Source organism: Bacillus sp. MYb56, assembly GCF_002976445.1.
Lineage (GTDB): Bacteria > Bacillota > Bacilli > Bacillales > Bacillaceae_G > Bacillus_A > Bacillus_A mycoides.
The window spans coordinates 269,766-282,316 of sequence record NZ_PCOH01000003.1; the positions used below are offsets into that span (position 1 = coordinate 269,766).

Annotated in this window: 16 protein-coding genes; 2 read left to right on the top strand and 14 right to left on the bottom strand. The window is 35.7% G+C overall.

The annotated features are described in order from the left end of the window. Window positions 1-115: 115 nt before the first annotated feature. From CQ058_RS06175 to CQ058_RS06185, 3 genes are read right to left on the bottom strand one after another with little or no spacing between them, the layout of a single operon-like run. The gene (locus CQ058_RS06175) at window positions 116-301 is read right to left on the bottom strand and encodes a capping complex subunit for YIEGIA (RefSeq protein WP_002086624.1); all 186 of its coding nucleotides are present in this window, start codon (window positions 299-301) and stop codon (window positions 116-118) included. After that, the gene (locus CQ058_RS06180; RefSeq protein ID WP_002086625.1) at window positions 298-1,191 is read right to left on the bottom strand and encodes a YIEGIA family protein; all 894 of its coding nucleotides are present in this window, start codon (window positions 1,189-1,191) and stop codon (window positions 298-300) included. The genes CQ058_RS06175 and CQ058_RS06180 overlap by 4 nt, the downstream gene beginning before the upstream one ends. Further along, complete coding sequence (locus CQ058_RS06185; RefSeq protein ID WP_002086626.1) at window positions 1,184-1,795, bottom strand: YphA family membrane protein; 612 nt, start codon at window positions 1,793-1,795, stop codon at window positions 1,184-1,186. Before CQ058_RS06185 ends, CQ058_RS06180 begins: the two co-directional genes overlap by 8 nt. Before the next feature lie 117 nt (window positions 1,796-1,912). Between CQ058_RS06185 and CQ058_RS06190 the strand changes: the two genes are divergently transcribed. Beyond that, window positions 1,913-2,047 (top strand): YpzI family protein, encoded by a 135-nt coding sequence (locus CQ058_RS06190; RefSeq protein ID WP_000513901.1) that lies wholly within the window; start codon window positions 1,913-1,915, stop codon window positions 2,045-2,047. Between the two features lie 125 nt (window positions 2,048-2,172). Here the strand turns inward: CQ058_RS06190 and CQ058_RS06195 are convergent, their stop codons facing one another. The 5 genes from CQ058_RS06195 to CQ058_RS31725 all read right to left on the bottom strand — a co-directional run bounded on the left by CQ058_RS06195 (window position 2,173) and on the right by CQ058_RS31725 (window position 6,734). Then, window positions 2,173-2,961, bottom strand: a complete 789-nt coding sequence (locus tag CQ058_RS06195; RefSeq protein ID WP_002193202.1) for a hypothetical protein — start codon at window positions 2,959-2,961, stop codon at window positions 2,173-2,175. A 252-nt stretch (window positions 2,962-3,213) separates the two neighbouring features. Then, complete coding sequence (locus CQ058_RS06205; protein WP_002011801.1) at window positions 3,214-4,263, bottom strand: type 2 isopentenyl-diphosphate Delta-isomerase; 1,050 nt, start codon at window positions 4,261-4,263, stop codon at window positions 3,214-3,216. 12 nt (window positions 4,264-4,275) lie between these two features. Continuing rightward, on the bottom strand, window positions 4,276-5,424 hold the full coding sequence (gene rpsA, locus CQ058_RS06210) for a 30S ribosomal protein S1 (protein WP_002193203.1): 1,149 nt from the start codon (window positions 5,422-5,424) through the stop codon (window positions 4,276-4,278). 328 nt (window positions 5,425-5,752) lie between these two features. Further along, complete coding sequence (gene cmk, locus CQ058_RS06215) at window positions 5,753-6,430, bottom strand: (d)CMP kinase (protein WP_002193204.1); 678 nt, start codon at window positions 6,428-6,430, stop codon at window positions 5,753-5,755. Window positions 6,431-6,560: 130 nt separating this feature from the next. Continuing rightward, entirely contained in the window at window positions 6,561-6,734 is a 174-nt protein-coding gene (locus CQ058_RS31725; RefSeq protein ID WP_002135263.1) for a DUF5359 family protein, read from the bottom strand. A 214-nt stretch (window positions 6,735-6,948) separates the two neighbouring features. Between CQ058_RS31725 and ansA the strand changes: the two genes are divergently transcribed. Continuing rightward, window positions 6,949-7,923 carry an asparaginase gene (gene ansA / locus CQ058_RS06220; RefSeq protein ID WP_002030754.1) on the top strand — a complete coding sequence of 325 codons (975 nt, stop codon included), beginning with the start codon at window positions 6,949-6,951 and terminating at the stop codon, window positions 7,921-7,923. Window positions 7,924-7,957: 34 nt separating this feature from the next. Here the strand turns inward: ansA and CQ058_RS06225 are convergent, their stop codons facing one another. The 6 genes from CQ058_RS06225 to CQ058_RS06250 form a co-directional block, all read right to left on the bottom strand. Then, complete coding sequence (locus CQ058_RS06225; RefSeq protein ID WP_002030753.1) at window positions 7,958-8,938, bottom strand: YpdA family putative bacillithiol disulfide reductase; 981 nt, start codon at window positions 8,936-8,938, stop codon at window positions 7,958-7,960. A gap of 109 nt (window positions 8,939-9,047) precedes the next feature. Then, on the bottom strand, window positions 9,048-9,578 hold the full coding sequence (locus CQ058_RS06230; protein WP_002011791.1) for a peptidoglycan recognition protein family protein: 531 nt from the start codon (window positions 9,576-9,578) through the stop codon (window positions 9,048-9,050). Window positions 9,579-9,657: 79 nt separating this feature from the next. Then, window positions 9,658-9,894 (bottom strand): DUF3961 domain-containing protein, encoded by a 237-nt coding sequence (locus CQ058_RS06235; RefSeq protein WP_002011789.1) that lies wholly within the window; start codon window positions 9,892-9,894, stop codon window positions 9,658-9,660. 93 nt (window positions 9,895-9,987) lie between these two features. Then, window positions 9,988-10,197: a hypothetical protein gene (locus tag CQ058_RS06240; RefSeq protein WP_002126403.1), complete on the bottom strand. Its 210-nt coding sequence runs from the start codon at window positions 10,195-10,197 to the stop codon at window positions 9,988-9,990. A gap of 80 nt (window positions 10,198-10,277) precedes the next feature. Further along, window positions 10,278-11,564: an NAD-specific glutamate dehydrogenase gene (gudB, locus tag CQ058_RS06245; RefSeq protein ID WP_000225168.1), complete on the bottom strand. Its 1,287-nt coding sequence runs from the start codon at window positions 11,562-11,564 to the stop codon at window positions 10,278-10,280. A gap of 348 nt (window positions 11,565-11,912) precedes the next feature. Then, window positions 11,913-12,521, bottom strand: coding sequence for a genetic competence negative regulator (locus CQ058_RS06250; protein ID WP_002011786.1), 609 nt, complete (start codon window positions 12,519-12,521; stop codon window positions 11,913-11,915). Window positions 12,522-12,551: the final 30 nt, after the last annotated feature.

Below are 12,551 nucleotides of genomic sequence, written 5' to 3' on the forward strand. Positions count from 1 at the left end.
TCCTTTCAACTTGCTTCTGTTTATTATGTAAAAAACCCTTCTTTGTGCAAGAAGGGATTTGCATTCCAGAATATTTCTCAACGTATCAAAACACCTCACATTATACCACACGTTACTAATGTTTCACAATAATATATACATTATCTTGTAAGCGATGTGCAATACCATCTAAAATAGCCTCTAAATTATTTGCAACAAATTCCAGTTCCTCTGTCGACTCGCAAATAAATAAAGGGGCACCACCTGCAAATTTCTCTGGCGTTGTTGTAATGACTGCGAGAATAACACTTTCTAACATCATCTCTTATCTCCCCTTCCTTTCGGAGCTTCTGATGACATATGAACAGCACTCTCTAATGTTGGTACATTTCCGATTACCCCTATCGCTTTTTCTGCATCTTGATCTTGCGGCAGAACAAAAATCCCAACTCTCCCATCCTCTAAATCACGCTTCGCTAACGGTACAAGTGCCGGCGTTCCAGAATCTCTATATATTCCTAAAGCAACCGAAACATCATGTAAAATAGCTTGCCGTTGTCCTAAGTTTGAGATTGTAACCATCGCATCTATCGATTTCGGTTTTAAAATAAATCCCATTCCATATTTCATAATTTCTTCTTGCCTTGCTGGCAATCCAATATTCATAATGTAAATATTATCAATATAAAGTCCCGCTCCTTCAAAACGAAGTGGAACGTGCTCTATTTCTACAAGGTCATGAAGTCTTTTACCTGACATTAATTTTTTCGCAATGAAAAAACTTACTATACCAGTAATTACCCCGGCAATCCATGAATCGAATCCTATATACGCAAACGTTGTTACAAACGACGTTAACATCGCCAAGTAGTTACGACTTTCAAATACTAATGCAATTCCTTCAATGTATGTATTACCACGTGGTACGAGCTCATATCCATCTAATTGTTGAAGCGTATTTCTTTCCATATTGCGCACATCACGAAATTGCGTCGCTGCTAACGTAAGAAATGTAATTGCAGAGAAATCTTTTTTCAAAACAGACGGAATCGCAATTGCTCCTAAGGCAGCCGCAATTAATCCCATCGCGATATGAATAATTTTCCCGTGAAGCCTCGTCGGATATTGCCTCGTATCGGTACGAAGCATTAACAACCTAGTTATTGTACCTGCAATTACGCCACATAAAATAGCTGGTGTATATTCAGTCATGTATTACCCTCGCCTTTCTTTTACGTGTTTTCCTCTTAAATTGCTCCATATATACCGATGCCTTTGTAATCCAAAGTAAAATCGCCATAAATAAAGTGGAAACAGCAGCAACATCTAAAAAAGCTAAACTGCCGTATTCATAAGGAAAATGTAATTTACGAAAAATCAGCGTCACCAATAATTCTCCTTGTAACATCCCTATATATAAGGAGCATAATCGTAATATGCGATCCCCGTGCAATAAAACCGATGCATACACAAGTGCACCACTTAACAGCAACAACCTATCAACCACAATCCAAATTGGATCATATACTTCTAACAAATGAAAGCTTGTATATAACATTGCAATAATAAGTGCCGAAAGTAAGGTATATAATTTTTTCCAAATAGAATATAACGCGATACCTACAAAAGAAATAATACAAAGCAAAAGGGCATTTACCGATATTGTGAAAGAAGCAATCGTCACATTTAACGGAGAACAAATAATAAAAATTAATATACAAGCACTTATCTTCCAACGAATAGATTCCTTTTTCATAAAAAAGGTCACGACAATCCACCCTATCCAAGCAACAAAATAAAAAGTACTCCCATCCATCATCTCACCTCCTATGATTTCCATTATGGGAACTTTTTATGAAAGTTAATCCTCCTTTTCTTTGTGCATAGTTTTTCTCATAACAGCAAAACTTTTAATAAGGAGGTGTAACTCACAATGGGTAAAGATCGCCAAGAACGAAAGCTAAGAGAATCACGCCGCGTTGAATCTGATCGCGACCAATCACTTCAATATCCCGGTGCAACAAGTCTTGATACACCGGAGCAAGCTCGAAAGCAGAATCAGCATTAAATAAAGTGAAACTTCAGTGGGGATTATTAGCCCACACCAATCAAGCTGCCCTCAAATAGGCAATACAAAAAGACGGTTTCGATATTGTACGAAACCGTCTTTTTACACAATTATTTTATTTATTTCTACTCGTAATATAATTCTTTTGTTTTCGCATTATAAACCCTATCACTCAACGAGGCATCACTCGTAACTACACCTGTTGGTTTTTTAGAATATGTAATAACATAATACGTATGTAGAGAAGGATCTTTACTCTTTACCTCTACACGTACATAATCCATCTCTCCTATCTCATTTAACTTTCGCTCAACCTCTTTTTTCGCACCTACAATATCTTCTTTTTCTCCTTTAATTTCCCTACTCACAATGGTATTTCCTTGATCAGAAAGTAATACTACTTCAGCATTACTTAAACTCGCTTCATTTGGTATATTAAAATAATAAATTACATACGAATCTTCCGATGGATTTTTGTCTTCTCCTAATTCCCTTGGCAAAATTAGTGCTTCTATTCCACTTCCTGCATTCACCGTTGGATTCCTATACAATTTATTCCCGACTGCGATTGCAATATTCGCCGTTTTAATTGCTGATTGCGCTGTTGTTGAACTAGAATCTCCTTCTCTTACATTTGAAGTTAATGAAATTTCAACCTTTTTATTATATCCAGAAACCGCTGTATCTTCTCTTATATTTCGTGCATGGATGTTAAAATATTCACTATTATATGTAATGCGTCCTATTGAATTTTTACTATTTGAAGATACATTATCTCCTTTTTTATTAACATCCTCATCCCCAAAATTATCGTAAATTTTCCCTTGTTTCTTTTGACTCTTAAATAGCAATCTCTTATCTTGTTTTATCGCTAACCAGCTATATAGAGAGGAATACTTTCTTACTTTTGCCATGTTTCTCTCCACAAACATGGCAAAAGTGAGAATCCTCCAATAATTCAGCAACATATTTTCTACATTTCTTCATTTTTATAACCCCTTTTTTTTCAATTTTAGCTTTTCTGTATGATATTTATATATAATTTTATCATAATGTAAACTCTCTTTTTTTTCCATTTATAGAATTATATAGAATGATAACTTCTCGCCTTCCCTCTTCATTTTACGAAAATAAAACGCAAAAAAATCAACCGGATGGTTGATTTTTTATCGCCTACTATAATGTGCAGTGTCAATCCCTCGCTGCGCTAACCAATGGTACGTTTCACCTTTTACAACAAGAGGTACAGATTGTAACTCTTCTATCGTCTTCACGCCAAGAGCTGTCATAATAAATTTTAAATCTGTATGTAAAAGATCAATTTCATCCACTAAATTCTCAACACCATCTTGCATTAAAATACGTAAAAAGTATCCAGCAAACGCAGTTGTATTAGCCCCTAATGCGATTGCCTTCGCCACGTCAAGTGCTGTTTGTATACCCCCAGATGCAATAAAAGAGAGGTTATTATTTGTAGAGGTTGCTTCAATAATCGAGGTAGCTGTTTGTATGCCCCAGTTATTAAAATAAGAAAGCATTCGCTGTCTTCTTTCATTTTCAACAGCAGCAAAATTCGTACCACCTTGTCCGCCAATATCAATTGCTGTTATACCTATATTCGCTAACTGTTGTACTGTTTCCTTACTCATTCCAAAACCGACTTCTTTTACGATGACAGGTACTTTACTTTTTAAAACTATCTTCTCAATCCGCTGAAGTACACCAGTAAAATCACGGTCTCCTTCTGGCATCGTTAACTCCTGTATGACATTTAAATGAATTTGCAGTGCATTCGCCTCAATCATATCAACGGCACGCTCTGCCTGTTCGACAGTTGCCTCACTTCCTAAGTTTGCGAAAAAAATCCCATTCGGATTTACTTTCCTAACAACTTTATACGAAGCCGCTTCACTTTCATCTTTTAAAGCTGCCATTTGCGAACCTACAGCCATAGCAAGGTTATGATGTTTCGCTACATATGCTAATTGCTCATTAATATGTAATGTTTGCTCTCCTCCACCACCAGTCATCGCATTGATAAAAATCGGCGAACTTAGTGAAAGTTCGCCGATTTTTGTTTCACATGTTATAGTGTCATAACTTGAATTTGGCAAGCTTTGATGCACAAAATCAATATCATGAAAGCCATGCGTACGAGACTGACCAGTAGAAAGAGCATATTCAATATGATCTAATTTACGTTTTGCCCTTACCACTTGTACCCCTCTTTATTTCTTTAATTTTTTCAGTTGTTCACCAATAATATCACTTAACTGGAAAGTAGCCGAATCAGTATTTGGCTCATATTGGCTATAATCTTCTGTTACATTATTTTCTTCAAGCGTTTCTTTTATGCTTAAAGAAATACGTTTTTCTGCTACATGGACTTCAAGTACTTTCACTTTTACTTCTTGTCCCATTTCCAATACTTCATTTGGATTTTTCACGTGACGATTTGCAATTTGAGATACATGTACAAGCCCTTCAACACCGGGTAAAATTTCAACAAACGCACCGAATGTAACAAGGCGTTTTACTACTCCCTCACGAATATCTCCAGCTTTTATTTCGCCAGCAACATTTTCCCAAGGTCCTGGCTGAGCTGCTTTAATTGATAAAGAAATACGTTGCGTATCAGCATCAACAGATAACACTTTTACCTTTACCTTTTGACCTTGCTCTAATACCTCAGAAGGTTGCTCTACACGTTCGTGTGAAATTTGTGAAATGTGAACTAAACCGTCCACACCACCAACGTTAACGAAAGCACCAAAATCCGTTAATCGTTGTACTGTTCCTTCAACAATGTCCCCTTCTTTTAACGAAGAGATTGCTTCTTTTTTCTTAGAATCTAGTTCTAGTTCTACTACCGCTTTATGTGAAAGAATAACACGATTTTTTTCACGATCTAATTCAACAATTTTCACCGCTAATGTTTTTCCTTTATAGTCAGCAAAGTCTTCTACATAATGTACTTCTACAAGTGAAGCTGGGATAAAACCACGAACACCAAGGTCCACAACTAACCCACCATTCACGATATCTTTTACAGTAACATCAAATACATGACCAGAATTAAATTTTTCTTGTAATTCTACCCACGCTTTTTCTGCGTCAACAGCTCTCTTAGATAAAACAAGATCATCATCTTCTAATTTAATAATTTTCAATTCAAGTGTTTGATCTAATTCTACAACATCGCTTGCTTTTTCAATATGAACGTTAGCTAATTCACTAATCGGAATTACGCCATCTGTTTTGTATCCAACATTTACAAGAACTTGTTTCTCTTCAACTTTCGTTACAGAACCTGTAACAACGTCACCAACTTGTAATTCTTTTGAATTCATAACTTCTTCATTCATTTTCTCTACCATGGAAATACCTCCCTACAGAATTGACAAAGCATTTTTATGTATATACGAAATGAAAACAAATGTTTTCATTTGCATGTTTAAGAATTTATCATCACATATTCTGTTTCAATACAGTTCACAAGAAACTATATTAAATCTATATAAATAGTATACAGCAAAATCATCTTGAAGAAAGTATGATTTGAAATATAATAGCGAATATATTCTGACAGTTTTTTTCCTCTGTAACTAACTTCTTACAAATTAGCCCATTTGTCAAGAAAAGAGACTTATAATTCACTTATCCTTTACATTTCAAAAAAAAAAGAAAGAGGATAGTCCTCTTTCTTTATTTCGCAAATACTCCTGAAACAATACCCATAATTTTTTGGACAACTTCTTCAATTGATAAAGAAGTTGTATCTAATTCCAATGCATCATCAGCTTTTTTCAAAGGAGAAACTTCGCGTTCTGAATCTAATTTATCACGCCTAGCAATTTCTTCTCTTAACTGCTCTAAATTAGAATTGAAACCTTTATTCATATTTTCTAAATGTCTTCTTTCCGCTCTTTCTTCTACAGAAGCAAGCATAAAGATTTTCACTTCAGCATCCGGTAGTACATGTGTACCAATATCACGGCCATCCATTACTACGCCGCCTTTTTTAGCTAATCCTTGTTGACGACGTACCATTTCTTCACGAACAAGACGATGCTTTGCTACAATAGATACACGATTCGTCACATCTGGCGTACGAATCACTTCAGAAACATCTTGTCCATTTAAAAATACAAGTTGTGTATTTTCCCCTTGCTGAAATTCAATATTTACATTTTTTACAACTTCCATTAACTTTTCTTCATTTTCAATATCCACTTTTTGTTCAAGGGCTGCATATGTAATAGTACGGTACATTGCGCCTGTATCAATGTAAACATATGAAAGTTTTTTTGCAACAACTTTTGCCACTGTACTTTTCCCAGCAGCCGCTGGACCATCTATAGCAATCGAAATTCGTTTATCCATTGTAACACCTCATTTTTCACTTATAAAACAAAACGAAAAGCAGGTATTTTCCCCCTGCTTCTTCTCATTTGCCTCACGTCATTAAATCCTCAATAATTGTAGCATAATCCATCATAGAAGAAAATGAAAACTACTTATTCACCTGTAAGATTTCCGCCTTATTTTTCGTGACGACACCTTCGTAATAAACAATTTTCGATAAATATTTCACTGAAGATTTATGTATAAAAAGCAGTTGGACGACAGAAAGAAAAATAAATTGAATCAGTAATATACGAATTATAATTTTCTCCACTTTTTTCAAAAAAAACTCACTCCTTCCCTCTCTACACTTACACATCCACTCTCATAAATTTCCATAAACAAAACCTAACCTAATAACCACTTACCGGAGCACACTTAAGGTAATTTATTTTATTGTCATTTTCTAAGCATACTTTTATACATTTTCATTGTCGAATTTACTCAAAACATGTTATGTTCTAAATGTATTTTTCAACTTGAAAGGGGTATAAGCATTGAAAAGAATCCTAGTTTTACACACAGGTGGAACAATTGCAATGGAGGAAGATAAAGAAACTGGGGTCGTACAACCAGGTAAAAAGAATCCTCTTTTAAAATTCATTCCTGATTTAGAAGGCGATGTTGATTTAATTGTCGAAGATGTGTTCCATCTTCCATCTCCTCACATGACTCCTAGCGAAATGCTACAATTGCAAGTCATCATTGACGAAAGAGTAAAACAAGACGATATTCACGGCGTAGTCATCACGCATGGTACCGATACATTAGAAGAGACAGCTTATTTTCTTGATTTAACAGTTCAAGCAACTATCCCAATCGTTGTGACAGGGGCAATGCGTTCTAGTAATGAATTAGGTGCCGATGGTCTATATAATTTCTTATCAGCTGTAAAAGTTGCTAGTAGTAATGAAGCTGCTGAAAAAGGCGTTCTAGTCGTATTAAATGACGAAATACATTGTGCTACAAATGTAACAAAAACGCACACAAGTAATGTCGCGACATTCCAAAGTCCACAGTACGGACCAATTGGCATGGTAACAAAACGTGGTGTTGTTTTCCATCATGCTTTAGTGCATCACGAAACATGCACAGTACGACAGATTTCTAAAAACGTTGTCGTTCTAAAAGCATACGCAGGTATGGATGATACATTATTATCAGCAATCGAAACACTACCAGTAGACGGAATTGTTATTGAAGCACTTGGACAAGGTAATTTACCTCCAAGAACACTTCCTAGTCTAGGGCGATTAATAGAAAAAGGCATTCCAATTGTATTAGTTTCACGCTGCTTTAACGGTATCGTTCAAGACGTATACTCTTATGAAGGTGGCGGAAAACAATTAAAAGATATGGGCATTGTTTTCACCTACGGTTTAAACGCTCAAAAGGCGCGAATTAAATTACTAGTCGCACTAGAAAACACAAACTCTCACGAAACAATCCAACATATGTTTATGCACGATTAAAAAAGAAGCTGTCGAAGATTTCGACAGCTTCTTTTTATTCTTCTCTTGATGCAATGGTTTGCGCAATCGCATCTCCATGGAATCTACCGTTCTCGATAAATATTTCATTTGCGTTATTCCCCGCAGCAATTACACCTGCAATAAAAATATTTTCAGCGTTTGTTTCCATACTACCCTCTATATAAATCGGGCGCCCTGTTTCTTCATCAATCCGAACTCCCATTTTTGTTAAGAAGCTGTGGTCTGGATGGTAACCCGTCATAGCAAATACAAAATCGTTTTGAATTGTATTTGCCTCACCATCTACTGTATACGTCAACGTATGCTCAGTAATTTCTTTTACATGCGCATGGAAATGCATTTGAATTGTCCCATTTCGTACTAACGCCTCAAATTCCGGCAAAATCCACGGCTTAATACTTGGCGAGTATTCCCCACCACGGTATAGAACTGTTACACGTGCACCCGATTTAACAAGCTCTAACGCTGCATCTATACTTGAATTTTTACCACCTATTACAACGACATCTCGATCAAAATAAGGGTGTCCTTCTTTGAAATAATGAGCTACTTTCTCAAGTTTCTCACCAGGTACATTCATATAATTCGGATTATCATAATATCCAGTTGCGACAACAATGTATTTCGCAACATATATTTCTTTGTTTCCGTCACGCTTCGTCGTTTCAACTTTAAAAACATCACCATCTTTTTGAACTTGTTCCACTCGTTCAAATGCATTTACACGTATAGATTTACGCTTTACTACTTCACGATAATACGCAAGCGCCTGATTACGAAATGGCTTACGATTTTCTGTAATAAAAGCAACTTCACCAATTTCTAATTTTTCACTAGAGGAGAAAAATGTTTGATGAGTTGGATAATTATAAATTGCATTTACAATGTTTCCTTTTTCGATTACTAACGGATTTAACCCCACTTTTTGCAACGAAATCGCCGCTGCTAATCCGCATGGACCGCCTCCGATAATAATAACTGTTTCTTTTTGCATACTTAGTTCACTCCTAGTCTTCTACCTCTGCTCTATTTATATAAACAAGAAAAAACCTACTTACAGCAGTAGGCATCTATCTTTATTGTATTCATTTTTCATATATTTGTCATCTAAACGAAACATACATCCGATAGACATCTGCTAAAAACTGCTGAAATTTAATTCCTTGTTGCCCTAATACATTCTCAGGATCGATTTTCCGAGTAGGATCCAACGTTTTGTGTGACACAATAGCCTTTTTAGGATTTAAACCGAAATTTTGACATAAATAAGCGTGATACCACGTAAAACGAGTATACGCCTCCCAAAAGTTTACGTCGCCACCATAGCAAAGTTCAACCCCAATTGCAGCCTTATTCGCATCATAACCGAATAACTCATTATCCGTTGGCACATTGTATCGAACATGGTACGCAACTTCATTTATAGGGACAATTTCTAATATTGTTTTATCATCAATAAATGTATGCGCTGAAGCTTTCGGTTGTATTTCATTAAAGTAATCCCGATTTCCTATCGCATTGCTACCAGGGTTCCCCGTGTCATGACTTACAATAAATCTTACTTTTGAAAGAGGAATTCCTGGTCGTGAATTTCCATACCCAATATAGTTACGCTCTATAGGGAACATCGCCATTACTACCAACTCCCGCTCTAAAAAATTACCTTACTTCCTTATATATGTATTCGGTGGCAATGTCCTTATGGCATATTTCTTATGCGAAGAGAACATCGAAAATATTTGATGTGAATACCATAAATAATACAATACTTACAGCCACTCCGTAAAAACCGTAAAACCAAATACAATCTTCTTTCGTATCTAAACCGAAAAATTTATTTACCGATTGTAATAATGTGCCACGCTTGCTTTGTTTGTTTCGTAATACTTCCACTCGTTCTACAACATCTGCTGGCATCATAAATCTTTGGTCTACTGTCATTTTCATCATTTATCTCTCCTTAAAATCATTTCCGTTTTGCTTATCTAAGGAAAGTATAGCACGTTTGTTCGTGCAGAACAAGCGTTCTTTTTTATTTTTATTCTATTTTTCACCAAACCAAGTAATAATTGTGAATATAAACGCGATAATTGGTCCAACTACAACTGCACCAAATATTAAAAACAATAATCCTTCGCCGAACACCCGAACGACACTTGTTTTTCGGGCTCTCTTAGCTCTTGCAAGTTCACCCTCTAACACCTTAACCTTTTCTTCTAATTGGTCTACTCGTTCCATTATTTCATTCCCCATATACAGCACCTCATTTAATACTTCAACAAAAAAACGCGATTCCCTCGAAAGGAAATCACGTTTTCTCAAAACATTATATATTATACCCAACCTCTGAAGCGACTAGCCTCAGCCATTTTACGAACACCAATCATGTATGCAGCTAAGCGCATGTTCACTTTACGAACTTGTGATGTTTCATAAATTGAATCGAATGATTTTACCATTACTTTTTCTAAACGTTGTTCTACTTCTTCCTCAGTCCAGTAGTAACCTTGGTTATTTTGTACCCACTCAAAGTAAGATACCGTAACGCCACCAGCACTTGCTAATACGTCTGGAACAAGTAAGATACCACGATCTGTTAAGATTTTTGTTGCTTCTAATGTAGTTGGACCATTTGCAGCTTCAACCACAATTTTCGCTTTAATCTTATCAGCATTTTCTTCTGTAATTTGGTTCTCAATTGCAGCAGGAACTAAAATGTCGCAATCAAGTTCTAACAGTTCTGTATTTGAAATTGTATTATTAAATAGTTTTGTTACAGTACCGAAGCTATCGCGACGATCTAGTAAGTAGTCAATATCTAATCCATTCGGATCATGTAATGCACCGTAAGCATCTGAAATTGCAATTACTTTCGCGCCTGCATCATGCATAAATTTAGCTAAGAAGCTACCCGCATTACCAAATCCTTGAACAACAACGCGTGCACCTTTAATATCAATGTCACGTTTTTTCGCAGCTTCACGAATACAAATTGTTACACCTTTTGCAGTCGCTGTTTCACGTCCGTGTGATCCACCTAATACAAGTGGTTTACCTGTAATAAATCCTGGTGAATTAAATTCATCGATACGGCTATACTCATCCATCATCCATGCCATAATTTGTGAGTTTGTAAATACATCTGGAGCCGGAATATCTTTTGTCGGACCAACAATTTGGCTAATTGCTCGTACATAACCGCGGCTTAATCTTTCTAATTCACGGAAAGACATCTCACGTGGGTCACAAATGATTCCACCTTTACCTCCACCATATGGTAAATCAACAATACCACATTTTAAACTCATCCAAATAGAAAGTGCTTTCACTTCATTTTCTGTTACGTTTGGATGGAAGCGAATTCCACCTTTCGTTGGACCAACAGCATCATTATGTTGTGCACGATATCCTGTAAATATTTTAACAGTCCCGTCATCCATACGAACTGGAATTTTCACTGTCATCATACGAATTGGTTCTTTCAATAATTCATATACTTCGTTTGGATAACCCAATTTTTCTAATGCTTCATTAATTACAATTTGTGTTGAATTTAACAATTCAAAATGTTGTTCCCCTTGTTGTTGTGTTTTCGTTTGAGTTCCCTTTTCGGCTACCATAGTAAGTAAACCCCCTGTAATTTCACTTGTTTAGTAAACCTTCATTGCCTAGTATACACCGTTAAATTTGGAATGCAATAGAAAACGCTAACAAATATATACAAACTATTTTGTATTGCAAGCGTTTTCACTATTATTATAGTCCTTTTATTGCTTTTAGAAAAGTAAAATACTTAAATATTTAAATATTTTTTATTTTCATCAAAATACATTCGATAAAACCATTATTTCATCAAGAAATACTGATTACATTTTAACATACAGATCGGCTAGTCTTGTTACCTACACTTCGTTTTATAGATTTTAGATTTTCAGCTGAATAAAAATAAAACCTCAAGCTACGTTACATTAGCTGAGGTTTTGTTTTTTCACAAAGTAATTGTATATTTGTTCAATCGCTTGAGAATCCATTAATTCTTTACCATATTCCATTACGCGGTAAATTGTTGCTGTTGACGGATTACCGTACTCCGCTAAAATAGCTATAAAATCCGCCTTCAATAATTGAAATTGCTCTTCTTCTTCTATCCAAAGATAAAAACGATCATCCCACGTATACAACTTCCCATCAGTTACACCAAGGTTATATAAGCGATTTGACAAATTGATTACATCATCTAATGTAGCAAACTCGTAAAGTATATGTTCACTTTCATCAAGAGTCACTTGCATTTCAATAAACTCGTCACGGAACTCATCTTCTGTGTCCACTTCGTGATTTTCTTTTGTTACAATTACAACCATACCTTGAGCTTGTAGAGAAAATACTTCAACAGCAATCGGTCCATCCGCTTCAAACCCTAATTCTGTATTTGCTTCTTGCATCATATCACGGAATAGTTGCTGTACTTTCGGTGCATTTCTCCACAAATCTTCTTTCGTTAATCCTCGTTCAGATAAATCATCAAATGTTAGGAAAATTTTAATCTTATTATAATTTAAACGTTCCAGTCTCATCTCATACCCTCCCTACGTAACCATTGCATC

What these genes read in the sequence shown, in the direction of transcription:
- CQ058_RS06240 (WP_002126403.1), bottom strand. Translation starts at nt 10,197, where the DNA reads ATGGGGAATGAAATAATGGAACGAGTAGACCAATTAGAAGAAAAGGTT.
- cmk (WP_002193204.1), bottom strand. Translation starts at nt 6,430, where the DNA reads ATGGATAAACGAATTTCGATTGCTATAGATGGTCCAGCGGCTGCTGGG.
- CQ058_RS06195 (WP_002193202.1), bottom strand. Translation starts at nt 2,961, where the DNA reads ATGGCAAAAGTAAGAAAGTATTCCTCTCTATATAGCTGGTTAGCGATA.
- CQ058_RS06230 (WP_002011791.1), bottom strand. Translation starts at nt 9,578, where the DNA reads ATGGCGATGTTCCCTATAGAGCGTAACTATATTGGGTATGGAAATTCA.
- gudB (WP_000225168.1), bottom strand. Translation starts at nt 11,564, where the DNA reads ATGGTAGCCGAAAAGGGAACTCAAACGAAAACACAACAACAAGGGGAA.
- CQ058_RS06175 (WP_002086624.1), bottom strand. Translation starts at nt 301, where the DNA reads ATGATGTTAGAAAGTGTTATTCTCGCAGTCATTACAACAACGCCAGAG.
- CQ058_RS06190 (WP_000513901.1), top strand. Translation starts at nt 1,913, where the DNA reads ATGGGTAAAGATCGCCAAGAACGAAAGCTAAGAGAATCACGCCGCGTT.
- CQ058_RS06235 (WP_002011789.1), bottom strand. Translation starts at nt 9,894, where the DNA reads ATGATGAAAATGACAGTAGACCAAAGATTTATGATGCCAGCAGATGTT.
- CQ058_RS06225 (WP_002030753.1), bottom strand. Translation starts at nt 8,938, where the DNA reads ATGCAAAAAGAAACAGTTATTATTATCGGAGGCGGTCCATGCGGATTA.
- CQ058_RS06180 (WP_002086625.1), bottom strand. Translation starts at nt 1,191, where the DNA reads ATGACTGAATATACACCAGCTATTTTATGTGGCGTAATTGCAGGTACA.
- rpsA (WP_002193203.1), bottom strand. Translation starts at nt 5,424, where the DNA reads ATGGTAGAGAAAATGAATGAAGAAGTTATGAATTCAAAAGAATTACAA.
- CQ058_RS06250 (WP_002011786.1), bottom strand. Translation starts at nt 12,521, where the DNA reads ATGAGACTGGAACGTTTAAATTATAATAAGATTAAAATTTTCCTAACA.
- CQ058_RS06185 (WP_002086626.1), bottom strand. Translation starts at nt 1,795, where the DNA reads ATGGATGGGAGTACTTTTTATTTTGTTGCTTGGATAGGGTGGATTGTC.